The sequence below is a fragment of the Synechococcus sp. ROS8604 genome (assembly GCF_014279655.1).
Lineage (GTDB): Bacteria > Cyanobacteriota > Cyanobacteriia > PCC-6307 > Cyanobiaceae > Synechococcus_C.
Genome location: NZ_CP047946.1, coordinates 2,451,292 through 2,473,221, shown reverse-complemented (window position 1 = coordinate 2,473,221; position 21,930 = coordinate 2,451,292). Strand labels below are relative to the sequence as shown.

The window sequence follows — 21,930 nt, the reverse complement described above, 5'->3', positions numbered from 1 at the left end:
CAAGTTTCCGAATACTCGTTTCCCTCTTCCTTCTCTTCTGACGTGATCCGTCCTGACGCCGAGCCTCTCCTTGAAATCAATGATTTGCATGCGTCCGTTGAGGGCAAGCCGATCCTGAATGGGGTGACCCTGACGGTGAAAGCCGGCGAGATTCATGCCGTGATGGGGCGGAATGGCAGCGGCAAGAGCACGTTGTCCAAGATTTTGGCCGGTCACCCCGCTTACAAGGTGACATCGGGTTCCGTGCGCTACTTAGGCCGTGACCTTCTTGCGCTGGAGCCTGAGGAGCGTTCGCGTCTTGGTGTGTTTTTGGGATTCCAATATCCGATTGAGATCCCTGGAGTGAGCAACCTGGAGTTTCTGCGGGTCTCCACGAATGCCCGGCGCGAAAAGCAAGGTAAGGAGGAATTCGACACGTTTGATTTTGACGATCACGTGCGTGAGCGCTTGCAAGTGGTGCAAATGGACCCTGCATTCCTGGAACGCAGCGTGAATGAAGGCTTTTCTGGTGGCGAGAAAAAGCGCAACGAGATTCTTCAGATGGCCCTGTTGGATCCAGTGGTCGCGATCCTCGACGAAACCGACTCTGGTTTGGATATTGATGCCTTACGCATCGTTGCTGGCGGTGTGAATCAGTTGGCAAGTCAGGACAACTGCACGTTGCTGATCACCCATTACCAAAGGCTTTTGGATGAGATCACTCCGGACTACGTGCACGTGATGGGGGCTGGCCGCATCTTGCGTACGGGCGGGCGTGAGTTGGCTCTTGAGTTAGAAGAGATCGGTTACGACTGGGTGGATCAGCAGCTCGCGGCCGAGGGGGTGGCCTAACGATGGTGATGCCCGAGGGTTGGTTGACACAGCTCCCTGCACCAGCGGGGACACTCGAGCCAGTTCAGCGCCGAGGACGATTGGCGCTGTCAGAGCAGAGGTTTCCCAGTAGGAGACAAGAGGCCTGGAGGCTCACGGACCTCACTCGCCTAGAGGCCCTGTTTCAGTTGTCACTCGCTGATCAAAGGAGTGATTCCTCCAGTGCAGATAGCTGGCCGCCTGTTCCTGAGCAGGCCCTGAGGCTTGTGATTGATGGCAGCCAGGATCCCCTGCAGGGGGTGGCATTGCCGGAAGGAATTTCGTTGCTCGAAGGGGCTGAGTTGGAGCAGGCCCTCGGCCATACCCTGTCTCGCTGCCACTGCGCGTCGGATTGGCCGGTGGAGCTGAATCACGGAGTGAGTCAGCAGATTTTGGCGTTGCGCATCCGCGGAAAAGTTCCACCCGTTGAGCTGGTGATGGTCGCGTCCGACGCCATGTTGGTTCCAACCAGGGTTTTGTTGCTGGTTGGAGAAAAAGCCGAGCTCGAGTTTCTTCAGGTTGTGAGCGCGAAGGGCCAGGCTGCCCATAGTCATCTGCTCGAAATTCATCTCGGCCAGGAATCCAAGGTGAACCACGGTTTGCTTGCTTTAGGGGATGGTGGCGAGTCTTTGCTCGCCAACCTGGCTGTGGAGCAAGAGACGCGCAGTCATTACTCCCTGGTTTCCGTGTCTCAGGGCTGGTCGTTCGGGCGACTGGAACCGAGTGTTGTGCAGGTGGATGGCCAGGCTTCTGCTTCCATTCATGGTCTTTCCGTCACCGCTGCTGACGAGCAGTTTGCGGTTCATACCGCTGTGCGCTTTGAGGGGCCTGAGGGCACGCTTGACCAAGTGCAAAAAACGATCGCGGCCGATCGCTCTCACAGCATCTTCAACGGAGCCATTCAAGTGCCCAGGCCGGCGCAGCGCACCAATGCCTCCCAGCTCAGCAGAAACTTGTTGCTCTCTGGGCGCGCCCGCGTGGATGCCAAGCCCGAGTTGGAAATCGTGGCCGACGATGTTCGTTGTACCCACGGGGCCACCGTGAGTCAGCTTCAGGAGGATCAGCTTTTTTACTTGCGCAGTCGCGGCATTACGCAGTCTTCGGCCGCAACCTTGCTGCTGCGTGGTTACTGCAAGGAGGTGTTGGACCGCTTGCCTCTCAGTGCCTCGCAGCGCTGGTTGGGCGGCAGCTTGCAGGTCGGAGGGATGACCCCATGACAACACTTCCCCGTAACACCTGCGTGTCTATTGTGGAACGAGTTCGTGCCGATTTCCCGATTATTGACCAGGTCTCAGGATCTGGTCAGCCCCTGATCTACCTGGATCATGCGGCGACCAGTCAGAAGCCCCGTGTCGTGCTCGATGCGGTTCAGCACTACTACGCCTGCGACAACGCCAATGTCCATCGCGGAGCTCACCAGCTCAGTGCCCGTGCCACAGAGTCGTTTGAGGGGGCTCGTTCGATTACCGCTGGCTTGATCGCTGCATCCAGCGCGAAAGAAATCGTGTTTACGCGCAATGCCACCGAAGCCATCAACCTGGTGGCTCGCAGTTGGGGTGATGCCCAGTTGAAGGCTGGTGATGAGGTGCTGCTCACCGTGATGGAGCACCACAGCAATTTGGTGCCTTGGCAATTGCTCGCTGAGCGGACGGGTTGTGTGCTTCGGCATGTGGGGGTGACCCCTGAGGGCACGCTTGACCTAGCGGACCTGCGGGATCAGCTCACTGAGAGGACACGCCTGGTGAGCTTGGTACACATCAGCAACACCCTGGGGTGCTGCAATCCGATCGAAGAGATTGCAGCCCTTGCCCATGCTGTTGGGGCCAAGGTGTTGGTGGATGCCTGTCAGAGCCTGGCTCATAAACCCATTTCGGTGCAGAGCCTTGGCGCTGATTTCCTCGTGGGCTCTTCTCACAAGCTGTGTGGCCCCACTGGAATGGGCTTTCTATGGGCTGCGGAAGAAACGTTGATGGCGATGCCGCCCTTCCTTGGTGGTGGCGAAATGATTCAAGAGGTGTTCTTGGATCACAGCACCTGGGCGGACCTTCCCCATAAGTTTGAGGCGGGTACGCCAGCCATTGGTGAAGCGATCGGCATGGGTGCTGCGATCACCTACCTGCAAACGCTTGGATTCGATGCGATTCAGGCGTGGGAGGCGGAGCTCACCACCCATCTGTTTGGCCGGCTTCAATCGATTGATGGTCTGCGCATTCTTGGCCCTACGCCTGAGCAGCAGCCTGATCGTGGTGCCCTTGCCACGTTTGTGGTGGAGGGTGTTCATGCCAACGACATCGCCGCCATGCTTGATCTAGCCGGTGTCTGTATTCGTAGTGGTCACCATTGCTGCCAGCCGCTGCATCGCTTGTACGGAGTCACAGGCTCCGCTCGCGCGAGCCTCAGTTTTTGTACGACCCATGCTGAAATCGATCGCTTTGCTGATGAGCTGGTGAGTGTGATCGCGTTTTTCCGTGAAAACAGCTAGCGATTCCCTAAACGGGTTGAAGCAGAGCTACGGCCTCAGCATTGTGTTGACCGATCCAAGCCCAGCGGATTGACCAACCCTTGGTTTTGGCGTGCTGCTCGAGCCAATCACGATTGGCGGGAAAGTCATGGGTTTGGATGTGTTGGGAGATGGAGTGTCGTTGACTCTGAGAGAGGCCAGGCCATTGGTTGATTCGTTGGCAATATCTTCTGAGGTAGTCCAATCGTGACTCTTGATTAGGACGGAAGACATCCGCCCAGATGAACAGTCCATTGGGTTCGATGTGCTTCCTGGCACCCTCGAGAAACAGCAGCTTTTGGCCTTGATTGAGATGGTGTAAGGCGAAGGATGAGTGGATGAGGTCTACACGATTGTTTTGGCTGGAACAGGCCCAGTTCAAGAGATCGCCCTGCTCCCAGACACAGGGGTAGGGAACGGAACCAAGATTGCGTTGGGCGAGCGGCAGAACGGCTTGGGTAAGGTCTAAACCGACGTACTTTTTGAGTGGAAGGGTGCGGAGTAGCGGCGCTAACTGCCCGAGGTCTCCACAGCCCAGATCAACCATGGCAACGGCTTGAGTCTGGTCCTCTCGTTGGGCCAGCCATTGATGGATCCCAGCGGTTGTGGCCTCACTGATTTCACAATGCTCCATCAGGTTGTGTTCAACCAGGATTCGGTAGGTGGCCCATTGCCTTTCAAAGAGATCCACGCATGGTTCACATCTGGGCCACACGATGGCACCTTGAATGAGCCCTTTCCACCCCTCGCGTTTGCAACTCCCAACTTTGTTTTTGGTGGTCCTGGGAGGTCGTACGGATCAAAGCTTGATCGAGCTTCACGATGTGCGATTTGTCGTCGGTGGCTGCATCGAAGACACCTATCCCGAGCTTCGTCGTCAGTGGTTCGGTCGCCGTCGTGGCTTGCATCTCGATAGCTACATGGCCGTGCATTGCATTGACGGTTGGCGCGTCACTCTTGAGCCGGAGCCTTCTTCAGAGAAGCAGCGGCTGTGGTTCGTCAACCTTGGGGCCTATCAGCCCGACTCCCTTGCAGAACTGCATCGCTTTGGACTCGTGGTGGCCCCCTCGCGGCAAGCGGCCAAAGCAACAGCCAAGAAGCGCTGGTTGTTGGATGCGATTCAGCAGCACAAGGATGATCTCAGCGCCGTGGATGATTGCTTGCTGATTGAGCAGTTGTCGTTGACAGAGAACAACAGTGTCTATGTGCATCTCCATCGCCAGCTCGATGGGGAAAGTCAGAATCAGGTGCCTGATTGGTTTGGATATCGCCCGATTTAATCAGCCGATCTGAGCGCTCCAACAGGGAAAAAGGCGCGATCTGGCCGATTCACTTCCTGGATCGTGCTCATCAGAGAATGGAAGAAGCCATGCGGCTCTTGCCGTTGATTCGACCATGAACATTGATGGCCAGGCTTGGCGGACGATTTGGCTGGAAGCCGATCAGCGCTCCGTGGGTGTGATCGATCAAACCCTGTTGCCCCATCGCTTGATCACCCGAACCCTGACGAGTTGTGATCAAGCCGCAGAGGCGATCAGCACGATGGTGGTGCGGGGCGCACCATTGATCGGTGTGACCGGCGCCTACGGCTTGATGCTCGCCCTGCAAGACGACGCCAGCGATGCGGGCTTGGGCCAAGCCTTCGATCAGCTCAACGCCAGTCGCCCTACAGCGGTGAATCTGCGTTGGGCCTTAGAAAGGGTTCGTGATCTGGTGCATCCCTTGCCTGAAGCGGAGCGTGCGGCGGCAGCACGGCGGGAGGCGGCGCTGATTGCCGATGAAGACGTGGCGATGTGCGAGTCGATTGGGGCGCATGGGTTCGATCTATTCCAAGCGCTGGCAGAGCAGCGACCTAGCGCACGACAGAACGAGCCGTTTCAGGTGCTCACCCACTGCAATGCGGGCTGGCTGGCGACCGTTGACTGGGGAACGGCTTTGGCACCGATTTATAAGGCCCATCGCGCTGGGTTGAACATTCATGTGTGGGTGGATGAAACCCGGCCGCGCAATCAAGGGGCCTCGCTCACGGCCTATGAGTTGGCGCGGGAGGGGGTTCCGCACACCGTGATTGTGGATAACGCAGGTGGTCACCTCATGCAGCATGGACAGGTGGATGCTGTGATCGTTGGGACCGATCGCACCACGCGCTGCGGCGATGTCTGCAACAAAGTTGGCACCTATCTCAAGGCCCTGGCGGCTCACGACAACAACGTGCCTTTTTATGTCGCCCTGCCGACGTCCACGATCGACTGGCGTCTTGCGGATGGGGTGGCAGAGATCCCGATTGAAGCGCGTTCTGCTGAGGAGGTGACGTCCATTCAGGGGCGAGTGATTGCGGGGGGGGCGGCCGGTGAAATTGTGAGCGTGCAGCTCACGCCTGATGGTTGTGCTGGGTTTAATCCGGCGTTCGACGTCACCCCCGCGCGGCTTGTCACGGCTCTGATCACCGACCGTGGTGTGGCGCCAGCCACTGAAGTTGGCCTGAAGGAGCTTTACAACCGTGGCTGATTCAGGGAGAGGGATGAACGAGAACGAGCGGGCCTTGCGCTGCGAGCTCGTGGACGTGGCCCGCGCCATGAACAGCACCGGCTTGAATCAGGGCACATCCGGCAACCTGTCGTTGCGGATTGAGGGGGGATTGTTGGTGACTCCCAGCTCCTTGGCCTACGACCAGATGGAGCCGGAGGATCTGGTGGCGATCGATTTTGACGGTCAACCTTTGCCAAGCGGACTCCCTCGCCGTGAGCGGAGACCCTCGTCCGAGTGGCGCTTGCATGCCGATGTTTTGGCGGATCGTCCCGATGCCATGGCGGTGTTTCATTGCCATCCCATTCATGCAACGGCGCTGGCCTGCCATGACCGGGGGATTCCGCCGTTCCACTACATGACAGCGGTGGCTGGTGGTGATGACATTCGCTGTGCTCCCTACGCCACCTTCGGGACCGCTGCGCTATCAGCCCACACGGTGCAGGCGCTGCAGGACCGGCAGGCCTGCCTGCTGTCTCACCACGGATTGGTCAGTTTGGGACGGGATCTTGATCAGGCTCTGAAGATTGCCGTTGAGGTGGAGACGCTGGCACAGATGTATTTGCAAGCGCTGCAGCTGGGGGAGCCTCCGCTGTTGTCCGCATCACAAATGGAAGAGGTGCATCGGCAGTTCCGTGGGTTGGGATATGGCCAAGCCTCTAAAAATTGAGGTGTTGGCGGAAAAAACGCTCAGTCGATTCCAGAACAGCTATTTGCACGGCGCTATCTCGGAAGCCATGGCCTTCTTCTGGGAAGGTGTGCACCTCCACTGGGATGGCATTGCGGCGTAGGGCCTCGGCCATGCGTTCGGTTTGCTGCGGCAGGACGACCTTGTCTTTGAGACCCTGGAAAAAGATCACAGGACAGCGAATCTGGTCCGCATGGCCCAGCGGCGAGCGCTGCTCATAGAGATCCCGCTCTTCGGGCCAACGGCCGATGAGGCCATCCAGATAGCGGGCTTCAAAGCGATGCGTCTCGGTGGCTAAGGCACTGGGATCGCTTACGGCATAGCGGCAGGCACCGGCGCGGAACACATCGGTGAAGCAGAGGCAGGCCAGCGTGGTGAAGCCACCGGCGCTGCCCCCTTCGATGGCGACGCGGCTCGGATCTGCGCGGTTCGTGGCAATCAAGGTTTTGGCGGCTGCGGCGCAATCGTTGACATCCACCACGCCCCAGCCCCCCTGAAGCCGGTCGCGGTAGGTCCGGCCAAAGCCTGTGGAGCCACCGTAATTCACGTCCACCACGCCCCAGCCCCTGGAGGTCCAGAACTGAATTGCGAGGTTGAGGCCGCGGCGAGCCATGGATGAAGGCCCGCTGTGACTCTTCACCAGCAGTGGCGACGAGGCATCGGCTCCCCCAACAGGGGGGTAATACCAGGCATGGGTGCGTTGCCCACCGGATCCGTCAAACCACAGCGATTGCCCCACGCTGATTGCGTTGACCTCCATGGCGGCGGAGGCGGCTGGAGTGTGTCGCCAGGTTCCTGCGCCCAAATCGAGCTCGAGCAGTCCATGGCCTGTGGTGCTGTTGCTGGCGATGGCGACAGCCCGGCCATGGGATGCGTGCAGATCGGCCAGATCGTTGAAGGGTTGTTCCACCCTCTCTGCCGAGCCATCGAGACCGAGCCGTTGCAACTGCCATTCACCTTGATCACAGACGGCGGCTAACAGCTTCTCCCCATCCCAAGCGGTGGTACTCATCCCAAACACCCACTGGGGCATTGCGGTCTCCTTGGCCATGGGCCAAAGGCGTTGCCAGTGGGTGTTCATGCTGTCGGCGTTGGGATGGCGCATCAGATTCCACCAGCCACTGCTGTCCTCTGCCACGACGAGGCTTCCATCCGGCAGCCATTGGGGCTGAAACACGGAGATCCCCTGGGCCTGGGATGGTTCAGCGCCCGCGATCCCACGGCAAGCTTCTATGGAGCCAGAGGCCGTCAGTCGCGCCAAGACGAGCTGGGAGCAATCCCAAGGCATGGAGGGTTGTTGCCACTCCACCCAAGCCAGATGGGTTCCGTCGGCATTGAGGGCGAGATAGCCCGCGAAATCAGCAGGCTGATGGACGACAACAGGGGTTTGATCCCGTTGATCGAGGGCCACGCTCACCAAGCGATCACAACCGGACTCCTCGATCACGCCCAACCATCGTGAGCGGAGAGGGTCAATCACGCCGCCCCCCAGCGCGCTGTCACGGGGGGCGGTCAGCCGTTGGGGGCTGTCGAGGGCGTCTAGCGCTTGGGGGTTATCTCCATCAAGACCTGTCCAGGCTTGGAACCAGAGGCAACCGTCGTCGTCATCAACCCAAACCAGCTGGAGTGTTCCTTCCGTTAGCGCCGCCGTGAGCGGCGCGCCGCCGTAGTCGTGCACTCTGCTGCGCAAATTGATGGGGGCTGGTGTGAGCTCCAGAGGTGTGGCTTCTGGCTCCCCCCAGCGCCGGATGCATGCTGTGGTGCGGCCTTTCTCGTGGGGACGCTGCTCGAGCCAGAGCAGCCAATCCCCCAGCAGCTGCGGAGCTCGCAGCAGCGAAGTCCGTCCGAGAGCGGTTGTGGCGGGTAGGGGCTGTTGCAGAGACATGTCGAACGGATCAAGCAGAGATCAGGTCTGCCTAAGATCAGAACAATTTCAAGGTAGGAGGGGTTTTGGCTAGGAGCTTCGCCCAGTTGGCACGATCGGCTGAGAAGAGCAGCTCCTCCATTGCCGTGCCTAAGGAGCCCTTAGAGAGTGCTCCGCTCAATATCTATACCCTTGGCGACGACGCGCTACGGGGTGATGCGCGCAGGATTGGCAAGGTGGACGAGCGTGTGCGCGACTTGGCCCGTGACATGTTGCGCAGCATGTACACGGCCCGTGGCATCGGCTTGGCGGCACCTCAGGTTGGGGTGCATCAGCAATTGCTGGTGATCGACCTCGACCTTGAGACGCCAAGCACCCCACCCCTTGTCCTGATCAACCCTGAAATCACCACCTGCAGCGCATCGGTGGATACCTATGAGGAGGGCTGCCTCAGCATCCCAGGGGTGTATCTCGATGTGGTCCGTCCGACGGCCATTCAGTTGAGTTTCAGGGATGAGATGGGGCGACCCCGCACGATGAAGGCCGACGGCCTGATGGCGCGTTGTATTCAGCACGAGATGGATCATCTCCGTGGGGTGCTGTTTGTGGATCGCGTGACCGATGCCACTGGCCTTAACAAGGAGCTAAAAGATCATGGCTTCCTCGCCAAGGACGTCCGCCCCATGACGCCTTAAACCGATGCCGATGAAACCCCTTTCTGGCCTGTTCCTGGCCCTGGCATGTGTGCTCGGAATCGCAGCTACAGGCTGTGTTTTTGAATTGGCATATGGGGACCCTGATCTGGGCGTGAATCCAACGCGATGGATCCTTGGTTTGAGTCTTCCGGCAACGCTTGGGTCACTTTTAGTCGCGATTCGTCTCAACAAACCGGCCTGATGGCACGTGCTCAGACGCAAAGGGACTAATACGATCCCCTTAATGAACGGATTTGATTGATGGGCCGTCCTTGGAACGCTGGTGTTGCTTGTGCTGTGTTTACGGCAGCTGTCGCCACAGGTCTGCCGCAAGCAGCGAGAGCTCAAGGATCCGTCTTCACTGCTGCAGACGTTGACGAAAGTCAATTTGTGATGGTGTCGGCTCCCATCGGTAAGGGTGAGAGCTCTCAGCTGAACATTTATGAGCAACGGACCAGCGCCCGGCCGTGTTTTGCGGTGTCAGGAGCTTCCCCTGCAGTGGTTGATCCCCTGTTGGCCAGTTTTGACTTCACCGGAATCTGTAACCGCTATATCGATGGCAATGGCTATTCCCTGCGCATTGGCGGCGATGACCTTGGAACGCGTTATCGACTCTCCGTGATCAAAACCGGTTCCGATATCGAGCTCTTGGCCGTCCCGACGCGTGATCCGTCCCGTCCCACCATGGTGGTGGCTCGCTCAGGAGGGCCTGGAAACGGTTTCCTCAAGCTGAATCTTGAACCGGGCTGGAAGCTGATGAGGCGTCAATACGGCAAGCGCACGCTGGGACATCTTTATGTTTACCGGGATGACATGCCTGGATCACCAGGCGCTCTTTGAGCCATTTGCCGATCGCTTGCTACATTGCTGAGCTGGAAATCCTCGCTTGTTGAATGACTCAGGTCACGGTTGGAGAAAACGAAGGCATCGAATCTGCCCTACGTCGCTTTAAGCGTCAGGTCTCCAAGGCCGGCATCTTTGCGGATCTCAAGCGCCTGCGCCATCACGAAACCCCAATCGAGAAGTACAAGCGCAAAGCTCAGCAGCGTCGTCGCCGTCGTTGATTCGTTCGTAGTTTTGGCTTTTAGATCGGCGTGCCATGACGGATTGATTCCTGTGGCACGACGAATGATCGGTATTTCGACTGTTTCTTTTTCTTGCATGCCTGACGAGACTGGGTGCATCTCGGAGGAGATCCACCATGGCATTCATGTTTAGTTCGCTGCGCGAATGGTTTGCAGAAACCCTGTCGCATGCTGTTGGAAATCCAAGTGAAGAGAAGAAGACGGTTCCACCTCCGATTGGAGTCCAGCCCTATCGCGACGTTCCTCACCATGGAGCGCGTTAAGCGACGGTCCGTTTAGCTGTTTGCTCTGGGCGCGTGGTCATAACTTCGGAAGCAGATCGCTTCCGCCAGGTGTTGTTCGCCCACCGTTGGCACAGCGTCTAGGTCGGCAATGGTTCGGGCAACGCGCAGAAGCCTCAAGCTGCTGCGCATGCTCAACTGCCGTTTCGACACCACTTGCTCCCAGCATTGAAAGGCTCGCTCTGCGATCTGGCCGTAACGCCCGAGCTCCAGCGCGCTGAGTTGGCTGTTGAGCTGCTTGCCCGGGTTGCGTTGGCACATTTTGATGCGCGCGGCTTGGATGGCTTTGGGAGAGAAGCTGCTTTTTCTTGGAGTCTCTGTTGGCTCTTCTGCTGTCTTGAAGCACCGGCGAAGTTGGCTGGTCGGCACGGGTTCGAGGCGGCATTGAAGATCGAGCCGATCTAAAAATGGCCCAGACAAACGATTCCAGTAGCGCTGCCGTTGAAGTTCAGAACAACGGCAGCGATTGGAAGGATCACCATGCCATCCGCAAGGGCATGGATTGGTCGCCGCCACCAGGGTCACCCTGCAGGGGAACGAGCAGCGCAATCGGGCTCGGCTGATCCAGAGAACGCCCTCCTCCAGAGGCTGACGCAACTGATCGAGGATGGCTCTCGGAAATTCAGTGAGCTCATCAAGAAACAGCACGCCTCCATGGGCCAGGCTCAATTCGCCGGGACGGGGATTGATCCCCCCCCCCCGAGAAGCCCTGCTGCCGTGGTGCTGTGATGCGGTGCTCGGAATGGTCGTTGCCTCACCAGGCTTGTCACGCTGCCGAGCGTGCCAGCAATGGATTGAAGACGGGTGAGCTCTAGGGCCTCTGAGTCGCTCAACGGCGGAAGCAGACTGGGGAGCTCTCGCGCCAACATCGTTTTGCCACAGCCAGGGGGTCCCACCATCAGAAGGTGATGCCCACCGGCGGCGGCAATCGCCAGGGCTTTTCGAGCGAAATGCTGAATCGTGAGGGGTGCTGCGGACGGAGGTTCTGATGCGCTGGTTGGGATGGTGGTCGTTGTAGCCACTTCCTGTTCGGGAGGAGAACAACGGTGGTTCTGGCCTCCATGCCGTAACTGCTCAACGAGCTCGCCAAGCGTTTTGGCGCTCACGATGGGGAGTCCGTCCACGAGAGATGCCTCTGCTGCGTTGGCTGATGGCACCACAAAGGCTTTGGCTTGCTGGGTTTTCGCTTGGCACGCCATGGCCAGGATGCCGCGGCAGGACCTCAAGCTTCCGTCCAGGCCCAGTTCTCCGGCGCAGCAGAGCCCTTCCAGTTTTTGGGGATCAAGCTGACCGCTGGCGACGAGCAAGGCCAGCGCGATCGGCAGATCGAAGGCCGGTCCCTCCTTGCGTCGATCGGCTGGAGCCAGATTGACGATGACCCGAACCAGGGGCCCGCGGAACCCGCTGTTGCGCAGCGCTGCCCGGACGCGTTCGCGCGACTCTTGGATGGCCGTATCTGGAAGTCCTACAAGCTGCAAGCCGGGAAGCCCTGGGGCCAGATCCACTTCCACCGTGACGGGTAGCGCCTCCATCCCTTGAAGGGATGCACTTGAGCAGCGTGCCAGCATTGAATGGTTGCGGGGTAAGCATCTGATGCCCCACCCGTCTCATGCACTGTTTTGCCCAGGGTTGTGACCATGGCTGGTGACACGATTTTTGCCCGCATCTTGCGTGGAGACATTCCATGCGATGAGGTGTACAGCGATGACAGCTGTTTGGCGTTCCGCGACGTCGCTCCGGCCGCTCCTGTGCATGTGCTGGTGATTCCGCGCAAACCACTCGAGAGCTTGCGCGAGGCGGAGAAAGGGGATGAGGAGCTGCTTGGGCATTTGCTGTTGGTGGCTGCGAAGGTCGCCAAACAAGAAGGGTTAAGTGATTGGCGAACGGTGATTAACAGCGGAGAGGGTGCCGGGCAGACCGTGTTCCACTTGCACGTGCATGTGATCGGTGGGCGTTCCCTGGATTGGCCTCCCGGATGAAGGTTTTGCTTGAGAGAATGACGTCATGACAGCGACCACCACCGCAGGCCCCGGATCACTGCAGAACCTGCGCAATCAACTCCGAAAGCTGCGGCACCTGGCGCAACCGTTTTTCTTGCCCCTGGATCAGGCCAGTGGATGGCAGTTCATCTGGCTGTTGTTATGCCTTCTGTTTTGTGTTGGCGGGTTGGTGCTTGCGGTTCTTACCGCCTTGATTCGAAGCCTGGATCGGCTTCAACCAGACTTAACGGAGAAATATCTGTCTGGTGTTTCGGGAACGATCGCCACGATTTGGTCGAGTTGGTGGGGAGTGGCTTTCGTGGGGCTGTTTCTGGTTGGTTTGGCCAGTTTCATTGCTTTCCGTCAGCAATTGCGCCAGCGGCGTTGGCTCAATTGGGGCTTATTGGCAACGATTGTGTTCATGTTGCTTGCTGTTAACGGCATTAATACGGGGATCGGATTTATCTACCGAGACATCACGAATGCCTTGGTGGATAAGGACCAAGGTGGCTTCTATGGACGACTGGCTATTTATGGCGCCTGTTTTGTGGTAGCCCTTCCCATTCGGGTGACGCAAGTTTATATTACTGCAAAGTTGGGAATTATTTGGAGGGAGTGGCTGTCTAAATCGTTGATTGGCGACTATATGAAAAATAGGGCTTATTATGTTCTCAACCCTAATAGTGAAGATGAAACGGATATTGATAATCCTGACCAGAGGATTACCCAAGATACGGAGTCTTTTACGGCACAAAGTCTGAGTCTTGCTTTGGGTCTTTTTGATGCGCTCTTAACGTTTTCACTCAACATCTTGGTGCTCTGGAGTATTAGCTCCAGGCTGACGTTCACTCTGTTTGCCTACTCGGCGGTTGCCACCACGCTTCTGATTGTTTCAGGGCGCAACCTCGTGCGCATTAATTATGACCAGCTCCGCTATGAAGCTGATTTTCGTTACGGACTGGTTCATATCAGGGACAATGCTGAATCCATCGCTTTTTACTCGGGGGAGGGGCAGGAAAAGCAAGAGTCCTATCGGCGTCTGGGTTCTGTTGTTAAAAACTTCAATCTCCTCATTATTTGGCAGGTGATCATCGATGTCATGCGGCGATCGGTGTCGTATGCGGGAGTTTTTCTGCCCTTCTTGGTTATGGCACCTGTGTATTTTGCGGGAGAGATCGATTTTGGTGTGTTCAATCAGGCCAACTTTGCTTTCAATATGGTTGAGGGATCGTTGTTCTTCATCGTGGCTCGCATTGAGCAGCTTGCTCAGTTTGCTGCCGGCATTAGTCGTCTCGAAGGATTCCAAACCAAAATTGAGCAGGTGAGCCAGCAGGCTCCCAGCAGCAACAGTCGCGAGGTCCCAGGAAGCAACGGCATCGTGATTCGGTCTGCAGACTTATATCCTCCGAATGGAAAGAATCCAGTCATCGAAGATCTCACGATTGATATCGGTGACCACGACAAACTTTTGGTTGTGGGGCCATCAGGATGTGGAAAGACTTCCCTGCTGCGGATGATTAGCGGCCTTTGGGAACCCAGCAGGGGAAGTGTTGAGAGGCCCTCGATGGGGGATCTCCTTTTCATCCCCCAGAAGCCTTATATGTTGCTGGGCTCGTTAAGAGAACAGCTTTGTTATCCAGTAGATGAGAATCGCTTTAGTGATGAGCAATTGAGAAGCGTGTTGGAGCAAGTCAGCTTGGAGAAGTTAGTGACGCGTTATCCCGACTTGGATATCAAGCAGGATTGGCCCCGAATTCTTTCTCTTGGAGAACAGCAACGACTGGCCTTTGGACGCTTGTTGTTGAATTCTCCGAGTTTTGTGGTTCTGGATGAGGCGACCAGCGCCCTTGATGTGAAGACAGAGAAGCAGCTTTATGAGTTGCTCGTGGATCGAGATCTCTCTTTTATTAGTGTTGGCCATCGTCCTTCCCTCAAGCACTTCCATGACAACGTGCTTGAACTGCGTGGGGATGGCGATTGGAGCCTGATCCCCGCCAGTAGTTATCAACCATGAACAAGCCTGATCAAGTCAGCGATCGCACTCCGGAGGAGCCCTCCTCTACGTCGGCTGCTCCAGAGCCCCTTCCCACCAGCAGTGCCACCACCAAAGATGTGCCTGCCTTTGGTTGGAGTGCCTACGCCGAGAGGATCAATGGCCGTTTCGCCATGATCGGATTCTTAGCTGTCGTGCTCACGGAAGCCCTCAGCGGCGATACCTTTTTGCATTGGGCAGGGTTGATTCCCTAGCTAGGGCAGGCGAACGAAGTCCACATCCCAACGCCCTCTCCGGCTCACCTGAACGGCGAGAAGCCGACCATTCCCATTCAGGCTCACAGAACGGGGGACACCCGGCGGATTAATGGGTAGGCGTTGCAAAGCGCTGGCATTGCGTCGATAGAGCATGAGTTCGGTTCGTTCTTCGCGTTGGCGGACAAGGGCGATCCTCTGCCCATCCCCACTCACGCTGAGGCTGATGGTCTGGGAATCGGCCTGATTGATCCCATTCAAGGGCACCGGTGTGTCGTTGCTCAGGTCAATGAGTTCCACGCGCTCTCTTCCGTTGCGACTGGCCAGGGTGGCGAGCCAACGTTGTCCCATCGAGGGAAGGCGCCTGCTCTCGGCGCTTCGACGCAGCGATGCCCCGACCCTGGACATGGGACGGATCCCGCTTTGACCGCAGCCCAAAATGAGGAAACAGAGCAGGAAGGCCGATGGCAGGAATCGCTGTCTCATCGGTTTGCTTCATTCGGCGTCGTGCGTCGCTGGCCTCCAGGTCCGTCGGGCTCCAGCAAGCCACTCAGATCGATCACTTCAACACGCCAACGTCCCTGGTCCGCGGTTTGAATGGCGAGCTTGCGTGCATCAGGAGCGAGGCTGACCTGCACGGGATCTCGTCCGGAGGGCAAGCGCAGGGGGTGGGCTTTGCCCTTGAGGCGATCTTCAATCAAGACCAGCCTGTGGTTGCCGCGTTGGGTAATGACGGCCAAATATCGGCCGTTCCAGCTCAAGGACGGCGAGCTATGGGGCTGATGGCGAGAGAGGTGGCGTAAACGCAACGAACCCCCACCTTGCACATTGCGTAATTGGACGGTCGGTCTGCCGTTTTGGTCTTCGATGACGGCTAACAACCGCCCATCACCGCTGAGGGCAGGGTCTTGTTGTTGTGGCGCCAGAAAGCCGGATGGTGCTCGGGTCGAGCGACCTTCACAGGCAGCAACTCCCAGTGCGAGCAGCACGAGGAGGAGGCGTCGAGTCATACCGGAATGAATGCTCAGACTGATCAGTCGTCGAAGCGGGAGTTGTTATCCCTGGGGCGGGAACTGCGGGGAGGGGTGCGATTGGTGTCCCTAGACGTGGCAGGCCCGTTCTCAGGGGCGGGATTGCGTCTGCTCACCGGGGGTTTGGAAGAGGGTTGCCGCGGGCTTGGGGAGTAAGCGGCATCTTCGGGTTCTCGACGCAGCGGGGTGCCTTGGGGGATGCCAGGTTGTCCGTCTAAGCCGCTTCGTGCTGATCCGCTCGCTGATCGGCCAGCTGGCCCAGCAGAGGCGCGGGATGAGGGTTCAGGCCTGGACGGTTCAGGCCTGGAAGAAGCGACGGGAGTTGGCCGAGAGCCTCGGCGTTGATCCTGGCGTTGGCCGCGGCGCTCTCCAAAGCTTGGACCACTCGCAGCAGAGTCGTCGCCGCGACCGAATCGGGCCATGCGCCTCTCCCGTTCGCTGCTGTCTGACCAATCCGAGGGGGGATCGGGCCGCTGACGGCTCCGACTCGCGGCCTGCTCTGGGATCGCAGCTCTGGAGGTGCGACGGGGGCGGTAGAAATCTTGTTCAGGCCTCTCTTCATTATCCGGGCCTTGGCCGCCAAACCGGCGTCGTATCGGCTGAGGTTCGTCGAATCGCTCGTAGGAATCGTCGTAACCACCCCGCAAACCTCCAGCGGGGCTTGCGGTTTCGGGATCGTCATCGAAATAGGCCGAGCGCTTTGCCTGTTCCGCTGAAATCCCCCGAAGACGAACGCTCTCGTAGGCAAAAAACACCGTGGTTCCCGCCAACAGGAACTGTCCAAACTGGAGGATTGGGTCGAGTCGCCAGCCCTGGAAGAAAAGAATTCCTCCGCAGAGAAGGCCGATCGCCGCGAAGAACACGTCGTAATCACGAGCGAGAGCGGGCTTGAAACTGCGCATGAAGTAGAGCAGTGCTCCACCTACAGCCAGCACAATGCCAACAATGCTGGCCCAATTCAGACTGGCATTAACCACTGTGAAGCTCTCTGATAACGACCTGCGTGGAACCGAAGCTCGGGTCTAGTGAGCCCATTCTACGGAGCGTGAAAGGGTCTTCAAAGTTTGCGATCAACCTGATCGGTTTGGCTGAGGAAAAAGAGCCCGATAGAAGCAGGGATCACAACGATCGCGACACCAGCAACGAGGCTGGTCAGAAAATTGGAGAGGGAGGGCGTCATAAGGAATTAGGACCGAATGCGTTTAGCGAGGCCTGATTGGCTGCGATCTTAGGGATCAAGGTCAAGTTTCTACGATGACATCACCAATGCTTAGGGCTTTGTGACGCCAACGCTTGTCGCCATCCTCCCTCTTCTCAACTTGGCACTGGGTTTGTTGTTGGCAGCATGGACCCTCACCTTCCTGGCGCGCATCGTGCTCACTTGGTACCCTCAGGTGGATCTATCCAAGGGCTTTTGGCCCCTGCTGGCCTGGCCCACAGAGTCGATCTTGGGGGTGACCCGCCGAGTTGTCTCTCCCATCGGGGGCGTTGATGTCACCCCCGTGATCTGGGTTGGGCTGCTCAGCTTGCTGCGCGAACTGCTGGTTGGGCAGCAAGGTTTGCTCTCCTTGGTGCTGCTCCGCGCCCAGTCCCTCGCCCAAATCACGGCCTGAATCGATGGTGGGAGCTCCGTTGGCAACCCCTTTGCTCCCGCTTAGAGCATCTCCTCTTCAACGAATTTGGTGTGCACGTCGCCCCTTTGGAATTCAGGGCGGTCGAGCATGCGCAGGTGGAAGTCCACCGTTGTTGGAATGCCGGTGATGGCGCACTCGTTGAGAGCTCGCTTCATGCGTTCGAGGGCTGCAGGGCGATTGGGCGCCCAGATGATCAGCTTGCCGATCAGGGAGTCATAGAAGGGGGGGATGTCGTAGCCGGTGTACACGTGGCTATCGACGCGGACTCCAGGGCCTCCAGGCGGTAACCACCCCGTGATCCGTCCGGGGGCGGGCCGGAAGTTGTGTTGGGCATCTTCGGCATTGATTCGGCATTCGATCGCATGCCCATTCATCTGGATATCTTCTTGCCGGACGCTGATCGGCTCCCCGCCGGCGATGCGGAGCTGCTCCGCAATCAGGTCGATCCCCGTCACCATTTCCGTCACGGGATGCTCCACCTGGATGCGGGTGTTCATTTCCATGAAATAGAACCCACCACTTCGGTCCAGGAGGAATTCCACCGTTCCGGCGCCCTCGTAATTGATGCTGCGCGCCGCCGCGACCGCTGCATCTCCCATGCGACGACGCAGCTCAGGGTCCAGGGCCGGGCTTGGCGCTTCTTCGAGAAGTTTCTGATGACGTCGTTGGATCGAGCAGTCCCGTTCGCCGAGATGGACCACGTTGCCGTGACGGTCCGCCAGGATTTGGACTTCGACGTGACGGGGCCGGTCGATGAATTTCTCCATGTACAGCCCTGGATTTCCAAACGCTGCATCGGCCTCCCCCTGCGCCGCTTTGTAGAGCTTGACCAACTGATCAGGACTGGGCACGAGCCGCATGCCACGGCCGCCGCCGCCCGCGGTGGCCTTGATCATCACGGGATAGCCCATGGCAGCAGCGAGCTCAGCGGCGGCCTCTGGGGTGGGTAGGAGGCCTTCGCTGCCAGGCACCGTTGGAACGCCCACAGCCTGCATGGTGGCTTTTGCCGTCGACTTGTCCCCCATCGATCGGATGGCATGGGGGGACGGACCGATAAACGTGATGCCGTGATCACGGCACATCTCAGCGAAGCGGTCGTTTTCCGCCAAAAACCCATAGCCGGGATGAATGGCATCCACCCCGCGGGAGGTGGCCGCCGCAAGAATGTTGGGGATGTTGAGGTAGCTCTTGTTGCTGGGGCCTTCGCCTACGCAGACCGCTTCGTCAGCGAGTTGCACGTGCAGTGCCGTGCGATCCACGGTGCTGTACACCGCAACTGTGCTGATGCCGAGTTCACGGCAACTCCTCAGGATTCTTAGGGCAATCTCGCCGCGGTTGGCGATCAGCACCTTGCCGATGGGCATTCCGCAGCATCCGAGCCAGCGCGGATCGTATCAGCGGTTGGGCTTTTTAGGTCTGTCGGTATACTCATCCATCGACGAGCCATCTCGGTTACGTCTCCACGCGGATGTGGTGGAATTGGTAGACACGCACGTCTAAGGAGCGTGTGGCTTCGGCCTTGCGAGTTCAAGTCTCGCCATCCGCATCATTCTTTCCCAGCCCCACCGGAACTGAGTGACGTCACGCACCAAGGACCAAGCCCTGGCTGTGGTGTTCGTTTCCAACGGCCCTGGTGAACTCACGACTTGGGTTCGTCCCCTTGCGGAGCAGCTGCATCGCTGCCTACTGATGCGGCCTCGAGCTCCTGGGTCGTTGTTGAGCCTGCGACTCGTTTTGGTCCCCTGTCCCAATGCCACGGGCACGGAAGCCTCCGCTGCTTCCCGTTGGGGATTGTTTGATCGCATCACCCTGGCCCGGCAGTTTTGGTTGCTGCTGTTGAAGCCTTCTCGGTTTGGGATTTGGCCAGACCGGGGTGTGGTGGTCTTTTTGGGTGGGGATCAGTTTTGGAGTGTGTTGTTATCAGCTCGGCTGGGCTATCGCCACATCACTTACGCGGAGTGGGTGGCGCGTTGGCCGCGCTGGAACGATCGAATCGCCGCTATGGCGCCAACGGTGCGGGACGAGCTGCCCAGACGCTTTCGAGCTCGCTGCCGCGTCGTGGGTGACTTGATGGCGGATCTTTCCAGCCATGCCAAAGAAGAGGCCCCGCTGCCATCCGGTGAGTGGGTGGCTTTGTTACCCGGATCGAAACCGGCCAAACTCAGCGTGGGTGTTCCTTTCCTGCTGGACACTGCAGACCGTTTGGCTGCTCAACGCCCTGGCTGCCGTTTTTTGTTGCCGGTGGCACCCACCACCACCGTTGAAGACTTGGAACGTTACGCAAGTCGCTCGAATCCCATCGCTGCTTCTTACGACACCGATGTCGCCTCGATTGAACAGGCCCGTGCTGGCGAGGGATTGAGGCGCTTGATCACGCGCAATGGCACGGAGATTCACTTGCAGGAAAACCCTCCAGCCCATGGTGCCTTGAGCCAGTGCAAGCTGGCGCTCACCACCGTGGGAGCGAACACGGCTGAACTTGGCGCTCTTGGTGTCCCCATGATCGTGTTGGTGCCCACCCAGCATTTAGGTGTGATGCAGGCTTGGGATGGTTGGCTCGGGCTCTTGGCTCGTCTACCAGGACTGCGGCGTCTGATCGGCTTGTTGCTCAGCGCTTGGCGTCTTCGGAACCATGGATTCATGGCTTGGCCGAATATCAGCGCTGGTCGCATGGTGGTTCCTGAACGGGTGGGTCCGATCACTCCGGAGCAAATTGCACTTGAGGCTGAGTCCTGGCTCGCGACACCGGACAGGTTGCAGGGTCAACGCGATGATTTGCGCGGTCTTCGCGGTGATCCTGGTGCCGTTAGGGCACTTGCAGAGGAGGTTCAGGGACTCTTGCCGTTGGCTCTTTCCGACTAGCGTCCCCGCCAGTGAAAAAATTTGAGTCATGACGAGTGCGCCAGTAGCAGGTGGAGATCGGGTGGAACGCACTCCTGAGCAGTGGAAGGCGAAACTCAACCCAACCCAGTTTCAAGTTGCGCGTCAGGGCGGCACCGAAGCGGCATTTACTGGTGCCTATTGGGATCACAAGGAAGACGGCACGTATCACTGCGTCTGTTGTGATGCGCCTCTGTTTAGCTCCAGCACAAAATTTGAATCGGGTACTGGCTGGCCAAGCTTCTGGAATGGTGTGACCCAGGGGGCGATTCGCACCCATGAAGATCGCAGCCACGGGATGGTGCGAACAGAGATCCTTTGCTCGCGTTGTGATGCCCATCTAGGGCATGTGTTCAACGACGGACCCGCACCCACCGGTCAGCGCTATTGCACGAACAGCGCTTCCCTCGACTTCAAAAAGAAAGCCATCGCTTGAGTTGAGGTGAGAATCGATCCCTGGACTTACCAGGGATCATCGAGAGGCTGGCTTTCTTGGTTTTGGGGAGAGAGGCGCTCGATGGGTTCGACATCAAGAGGTTCGCCCGGCCGTTCGATTGGACGACGAGACGCTGGTCTGGGTCGTTGCTCGAAGCGTGGAGCTGCATCGAGTTCCTGAGGTGGCACTGATGTGCGCTGAGGCGCTTGATAACGGTCTTCGTCCTGAAAAGACTCGGGTTCGCGAAAACGCTCGGGTTTGTTGTACTCCTGTTGCTCCCTGAACGGCTGCGGTTCGCGATACGACGGGGGCTCGTTGTAATTCTCTGGTTCTCGGTAGGGCTCTCGATAGGAGTTCTCTCGCCCCTGCATCGGTGCTTCATCGAAGTAGCGACGTTCACGCGTGTTCTCACTGCGCCGATCTTCGAGTTCGACGTACTCGAGTTCGCGTTCTGTTTCGAAGCGCTGTGATTCTGAGGCTTCCAGCATTCTGGGTGCCTCTTCCACCGCTTGTCCTGAGCTGAGCTGGTTTTCAACGGGGACGATGTTCACTCTGTAACGCTCCCGCTCCTGTTCCTCCCAGCTCGGCCCTCCAACGCCCAGTTTTTCCAGAACCCCGCTGCTCAGTTGTTTGAGTTTGTCTTCGGCGCCCTCGTACACAATGATTCGGTCGGCGCCACTGCTAACGATTTCATCGACAGGGATTTCCCAGGTGCTCAGCACGCCTTCCCCCAGGAGAGGAACGCCAACGGCTCCCATCACAAGCGTGGTGAGTTCGCCCGTCTCGATGTCGAAGGAGAAGCCCAACACGCGGCCGAGCGTTTGACCCGATTCTGTGATCACCTGGCAATTGATCACCCGGCTGTATCGGTCCGGGGAAAAGCCCTCACTGAGGGAGTCTGCGGAGTCAACCAGGATCACATCGCCCACCTGCCGTATGCGATCAAGGGGCATCCAACGGGGGAGTCCCGGTAAGAACCGGGTGAGCGGGTTGTCTCTCAAGCCGAGGGCGACCACTTCGCGACGGTCGATATCCACAACCACTTCACCAACAACGCCCAAGCGTCTGCCGGAATCTCTGGTGATCACTTGGGTCCCCATTAATTCCGAGCGAAGCCACAGCCTGTCGCTGGGGACGGTTGCCAATGGGTCGTTGGGGGACGGGGACGAGCTCAAACGCAGGCCTCAGCCGAAGCAATTCGACTCATTTTGACGCAAGACCAGGGAGCTCGCTGT

27 protein-coding genes and 1 tRNA gene are annotated in these 21,930 nt (G+C 58.4%); 18 read left to right on the top strand and 10 right to left on the bottom strand.

Annotated elements, in window-relative coordinates:
* The first annotated feature begins 42 nt into the window (after window positions 1–42).
* The 3 genes from sufC to SynROS8604_RS13410 are packed head-to-tail and all read left to right on the top strand — an operon-like array spanning window position 43 to window position 3,331.
* The gene (gene sufC, locus SynROS8604_RS13420) at window positions 43–831 is read left to right on the top strand and encodes a Fe-S cluster assembly ATPase SufC (protein WP_186544360.1); all 789 of its coding nucleotides are present in this window, start codon (window positions 43–45) and stop codon (window positions 829–831) included.
* A gap of 2 nt (window positions 832–833) precedes the next feature.
* Complete coding sequence (gene sufD / locus SynROS8604_RS13415) at window positions 834–2,066, top strand: Fe-S cluster assembly protein SufD (RefSeq protein ID WP_186544359.1); 1,233 nt, start codon at window positions 834–836, stop codon at window positions 2,064–2,066.
* Window positions 2,063–3,331 carry a SufS family cysteine desulfurase gene (locus tag SynROS8604_RS13410; RefSeq protein ID WP_186544358.1) on the top strand — a complete coding sequence of 423 codons (1,269 nt, stop codon included), beginning with the start codon at window positions 2,063–2,065 and terminating at the stop codon, window positions 3,329–3,331. Before sufD ends, SynROS8604_RS13410 begins: the two co-directional genes overlap by 4 nt.
* Window positions 3,332–3,338: 7 nt before the next feature.
* On the opposite strand, the gene SynROS8604_RS13405 is transcribed toward SynROS8604_RS13410, so the two are convergent.
* On the bottom strand, window positions 3,339–4,040 hold the full coding sequence (locus SynROS8604_RS13405; RefSeq protein WP_186544357.1) for a class I SAM-dependent methyltransferase: 702 nt from the start codon (window positions 4,038–4,040) through the stop codon (window positions 3,339–3,341).
* A 37-nt stretch (window positions 4,041–4,077) separates the two neighbouring features.
* On the opposite strand from SynROS8604_RS13405, the gene SynROS8604_RS13400 reads away from it, so the two are divergent.
* The 3 genes from SynROS8604_RS13400 to SynROS8604_RS13390 all read left to right on the top strand — a co-directional run bounded on the left by SynROS8604_RS13400 (window position 4,078) and on the right by SynROS8604_RS13390 (window position 6,545).
* The gene (locus SynROS8604_RS13400) at window positions 4,078–4,629 is read left to right on the top strand and encodes a DUF1543 domain-containing protein (RefSeq protein WP_186544356.1); all 552 of its coding nucleotides are present in this window, start codon (window positions 4,078–4,080) and stop codon (window positions 4,627–4,629) included.
* A gap of 115 nt (window positions 4,630–4,744) precedes the next feature.
* A complete protein-coding gene (gene mtnA / locus SynROS8604_RS13395) occupies window positions 4,745–5,857 on the top strand; it encodes an S-methyl-5-thioribose-1-phosphate isomerase (RefSeq protein WP_186544355.1) in 1,113 nt (370 codons plus the stop codon).
* A gap of 13 nt (window positions 5,858–5,870) precedes the next feature.
* Window positions 5,871–6,545 (top strand): class II aldolase/adducin family protein, encoded by a 675-nt coding sequence (locus SynROS8604_RS13390; protein WP_186544354.1) that lies wholly within the window; start codon window positions 5,871–5,873, stop codon window positions 6,543–6,545.
* On the opposite strand, the gene SynROS8604_RS13385 is transcribed toward SynROS8604_RS13390, so the two are convergent.
* A complete protein-coding gene (locus SynROS8604_RS13385) occupies window positions 6,535–8,448 on the bottom strand; it encodes a S9 family peptidase (RefSeq protein ID WP_186544353.1) in 1,914 nt (637 codons plus the stop codon). The genes SynROS8604_RS13390 and SynROS8604_RS13385 overlap by 11 nt on opposite strands.
* Window positions 8,449–8,513: 65 nt before the next feature.
* Between SynROS8604_RS13385 and def the strand changes: the two genes are divergently transcribed.
* From def to SynROS8604_RS13360, 5 genes are all read left to right on the top strand, one after another.
* Complete coding sequence (def, locus tag SynROS8604_RS13380) at window positions 8,514–9,122, top strand: peptide deformylase (protein ID WP_186544352.1); 609 nt, start codon at window positions 8,514–8,516, stop codon at window positions 9,120–9,122.
* A 4-nt stretch (window positions 9,123–9,126) separates the two neighbouring features.
* Window positions 9,127–9,324, top strand: a complete 198-nt coding sequence (locus SynROS8604_RS13375; protein WP_006854479.1) for a hypothetical protein — start codon at window positions 9,127–9,129, stop codon at window positions 9,322–9,324.
* 59 nt (window positions 9,325–9,383) lie between these two features.
* A complete protein-coding gene (locus tag SynROS8604_RS13370) occupies window positions 9,384–9,962 on the top strand; it encodes a DUF3747 domain-containing protein (protein ID WP_186544351.1) in 579 nt (192 codons plus the stop codon).
* A 53-nt stretch (window positions 9,963–10,015) separates the two neighbouring features.
* Window positions 10,016–10,186: a 30S ribosomal protein S21 gene (gene rpsU / locus SynROS8604_RS13365; RefSeq protein WP_006043142.1), complete on the top strand. Its 171-nt coding sequence runs from the start codon at window positions 10,016–10,018 to the stop codon at window positions 10,184–10,186.
* 137 nt (window positions 10,187–10,323) lie between these two features.
* Entirely contained in the window at window positions 10,324–10,470 is a 147-nt protein-coding gene (locus tag SynROS8604_RS13360; protein ID WP_186544350.1) for a hypothetical protein, read from the top strand.
* Between the two features lie 12 nt (window positions 10,471–10,482).
* Here the strand turns inward: SynROS8604_RS13360 and SynROS8604_RS16115 are convergent, their stop codons facing one another.
* Both SynROS8604_RS16115 and SynROS8604_RS16110 read right to left on the bottom strand, forming a co-directional pair.
* The gene (locus SynROS8604_RS16115) at window positions 10,483–11,232 is read right to left on the bottom strand and encodes an ATP-binding protein (protein ID WP_255445309.1); all 750 of its coding nucleotides are present in this window, start codon (window positions 11,230–11,232) and stop codon (window positions 10,483–10,485) included.
* The gene (locus SynROS8604_RS16110; protein ID WP_255445074.1) at window positions 11,154–12,056 is read right to left on the bottom strand and encodes a magnesium chelatase domain-containing protein; all 903 of its coding nucleotides are present in this window, start codon (window positions 12,054–12,056) and stop codon (window positions 11,154–11,156) included. The genes SynROS8604_RS16115 and SynROS8604_RS16110 overlap by 79 nt, the downstream gene beginning before the upstream one ends.
* A gap of 69 nt (window positions 12,057–12,125) precedes the next feature.
* Here SynROS8604_RS16110 and SynROS8604_RS13350 point away from each other — a divergent pair, with 69 nt between their 5' ends.
* The 3 genes from SynROS8604_RS13350 to SynROS8604_RS13340 are packed head-to-tail and all read left to right on the top strand — an operon-like array spanning window position 12,126 to window position 14,714.
* A complete protein-coding gene (locus SynROS8604_RS13350; RefSeq protein WP_186545991.1) occupies window positions 12,126–12,467 on the top strand; it encodes a histidine triad nucleotide-binding protein in 342 nt (113 codons plus the stop codon).
* Between the two features lie 25 nt (window positions 12,468–12,492).
* Window positions 12,493–14,481, top strand: coding sequence for an ATP-binding cassette domain-containing protein (locus SynROS8604_RS13345; protein WP_186544349.1), 1,989 nt, complete (start codon window positions 12,493–12,495; stop codon window positions 14,479–14,481).
* On the top strand, window positions 14,478–14,714 hold the full coding sequence (locus SynROS8604_RS13340; protein ID WP_186544348.1) for a chlorophyll a/b-binding protein: 237 nt from the start codon (window positions 14,478–14,480) through the stop codon (window positions 14,712–14,714). Before SynROS8604_RS13345 ends, SynROS8604_RS13340 begins: the two co-directional genes overlap by 4 nt.
* Here SynROS8604_RS13340 and SynROS8604_RS13335 read toward each other — a convergent pair whose 3' ends face one another.
* The 4 genes from SynROS8604_RS13335 to psbX form a co-directional block, all read right to left on the bottom strand.
* A complete protein-coding gene (locus SynROS8604_RS13335; RefSeq protein WP_370586517.1) occupies window positions 14,715–15,122 on the bottom strand; it encodes a hypothetical protein in 408 nt (135 codons plus the stop codon).
* 74 nt (window positions 15,123–15,196) lie between these two features.
* Entirely contained in the window at window positions 15,197–15,724 is a 528-nt protein-coding gene (locus SynROS8604_RS13330) for a Tol biopolymer transporter periplasmic protein (RefSeq protein WP_186544346.1), read from the bottom strand.
* Between the two features lie 23 nt (window positions 15,725–15,747).
* Window positions 15,748–16,722: a Ycf66 family protein gene (locus SynROS8604_RS13325; protein ID WP_186544345.1), complete on the bottom strand. Its 975-nt coding sequence runs from the start codon at window positions 16,720–16,722 to the stop codon at window positions 15,748–15,750.
* A gap of 80 nt (window positions 16,723–16,802) precedes the next feature.
* Window positions 16,803–16,925, bottom strand: coding sequence for a photosystem II reaction center X protein (gene psbX / locus SynROS8604_RS13320; protein WP_011620364.1), 123 nt, complete (start codon window positions 16,923–16,925; stop codon window positions 16,803–16,805).
* A gap of 100 nt (window positions 16,926–17,025) precedes the next feature.
* Between psbX and SynROS8604_RS13315 the strand changes: the two genes are divergently transcribed.
* Complete coding sequence (locus tag SynROS8604_RS13315; RefSeq protein ID WP_186544344.1) at window positions 17,026–17,358, top strand: YggT family protein; 333 nt, start codon at window positions 17,026–17,028, stop codon at window positions 17,356–17,358.
* 41 nt (window positions 17,359–17,399) lie between these two features.
* Here the strand turns inward: SynROS8604_RS13315 and accC are convergent, their stop codons facing one another.
* On the bottom strand, window positions 17,400–18,743 hold the full coding sequence (gene accC, locus SynROS8604_RS13310) for an acetyl-CoA carboxylase biotin carboxylase subunit (protein WP_186544343.1): 1,344 nt from the start codon (window positions 18,741–18,743) through the stop codon (window positions 17,400–17,402).
* Window positions 18,744–18,843: 100 nt separating this feature from the next.
* Here accC and SynROS8604_RS13305 point away from each other — a divergent pair.
* From SynROS8604_RS13305 to msrB, 3 genes are all read left to right on the top strand, one after another.
* A tRNA-Leu gene (locus SynROS8604_RS13305) sits at window positions 18,844–18,925 on the top strand.
* A gap of 29 nt (window positions 18,926–18,954) precedes the next feature.
* Complete coding sequence (locus SynROS8604_RS13300) at window positions 18,955–20,241, top strand: glycosyl transferase (protein WP_186544342.1); 1,287 nt, start codon at window positions 18,955–18,957, stop codon at window positions 20,239–20,241.
* Window positions 20,242–20,269: 28 nt separating this feature from the next.
* Window positions 20,270–20,695 carry a peptide-methionine (R)-S-oxide reductase MsrB gene (gene msrB, locus SynROS8604_RS13295; RefSeq protein WP_186544341.1) on the top strand — a complete coding sequence of 142 codons (426 nt, stop codon included), beginning with the start codon at window positions 20,270–20,272 and terminating at the stop codon, window positions 20,693–20,695.
* Between the two features lie 26 nt (window positions 20,696–20,721).
* On the opposite strand, the gene SynROS8604_RS13290 is transcribed toward msrB, so the two are convergent.
* Complete coding sequence (locus SynROS8604_RS13290; protein ID WP_186544340.1) at window positions 20,722–21,870, bottom strand: PRC-barrel domain-containing protein; 1,149 nt, start codon at window positions 21,868–21,870, stop codon at window positions 20,722–20,724.
* Window positions 21,871–21,930 lie beyond the last annotated feature (60 nt).

Bases quoted from the DNA above. Each gene is read 5' to 3' on its own strand.
- SynROS8604_RS13390 (WP_186544354.1), top strand. From the start codon at position 5,871: ATGAACGAGAACGAGCGGGCCTTGCGCTGCGAGCTCGTGGACGTGGCC.
- psbX (WP_011620364.1), bottom strand. From the start codon at position 16,925: ATGACGCCCTCCCTCTCCAATTTTCTGACCAGCCTCGTTGCTGGTGTC.
- accC (WP_186544343.1), bottom strand. From the start codon at position 18,743: ATGCCCATCGGCAAGGTGCTGATCGCCAACCGCGGCGAGATTGCCCTA.
- mtnA (WP_186544355.1), top strand. From the start codon at position 4,745: ATGAACATTGATGGCCAGGCTTGGCGGACGATTTGGCTGGAAGCCGAT.
- SynROS8604_RS13375 (WP_006854479.1), top strand. From the start codon at position 9,127: ATGCCGATGAAACCCCTTTCTGGCCTGTTCCTGGCCCTGGCATGTGTG.
- SynROS8604_RS16110 (WP_255445074.1), bottom strand. From the start codon at position 12,056: ATGCTGGCACGCTGCTCAAGTGCATCCCTTCAAGGGATGGAGGCGCTA.
- SynROS8604_RS13340 (WP_186544348.1), top strand. From the start codon at position 14,478: ATGAACAAGCCTGATCAAGTCAGCGATCGCACTCCGGAGGAGCCCTCC.
- SynROS8604_RS13385 (WP_186544353.1), bottom strand. From the start codon at position 8,448: ATGTCTCTGCAACAGCCCCTACCCGCCACAACCGCTCTCGGACGGACT.
- msrB (WP_186544341.1), top strand. From the start codon at position 20,270: ATGACGAGTGCGCCAGTAGCAGGTGGAGATCGGGTGGAACGCACTCCT.
- SynROS8604_RS13350 (WP_186545991.1), top strand. From the start codon at position 12,126: ATGGCTGGTGACACGATTTTTGCCCGCATCTTGCGTGGAGACATTCCA.
- SynROS8604_RS13400 (WP_186544356.1), top strand. From the start codon at position 4,078: ATGAGCCCTTTCCACCCCTCGCGTTTGCAACTCCCAACTTTGTTTTTG.
- SynROS8604_RS13345 (WP_186544349.1), top strand. From the start codon at position 12,493: ATGACAGCGACCACCACCGCAGGCCCCGGATCACTGCAGAACCTGCGC.
- SynROS8604_RS13335 (WP_370586517.1), bottom strand. From the start codon at position 15,122: ATGTCCAGGGTCGGGGCATCGCTGCGTCGAAGCGCCGAGAGCAGGCGC.
- SynROS8604_RS13330 (WP_186544346.1), bottom strand. From the start codon at position 15,724: ATGACTCGACGCCTCCTCCTCGTGCTGCTCGCACTGGGAGTTGCTGCC.
- SynROS8604_RS13410 (WP_186544358.1), top strand. From the start codon at position 2,063: ATGACAACACTTCCCCGTAACACCTGCGTGTCTATTGTGGAACGAGTT.
- sufD (WP_186544359.1), top strand. From the start codon at position 834: ATGGTGATGCCCGAGGGTTGGTTGACACAGCTCCCTGCACCAGCGGGG.
- SynROS8604_RS13370 (WP_186544351.1), top strand. From the start codon at position 9,384: ATGGGCCGTCCTTGGAACGCTGGTGTTGCTTGTGCTGTGTTTACGGCA.
- SynROS8604_RS13360 (WP_186544350.1), top strand. From the start codon at position 10,324: ATGGCATTCATGTTTAGTTCGCTGCGCGAATGGTTTGCAGAAACCCTG.
- rpsU (WP_006043142.1), top strand. From the start codon at position 10,016: ATGACTCAGGTCACGGTTGGAGAAAACGAAGGCATCGAATCTGCCCTA.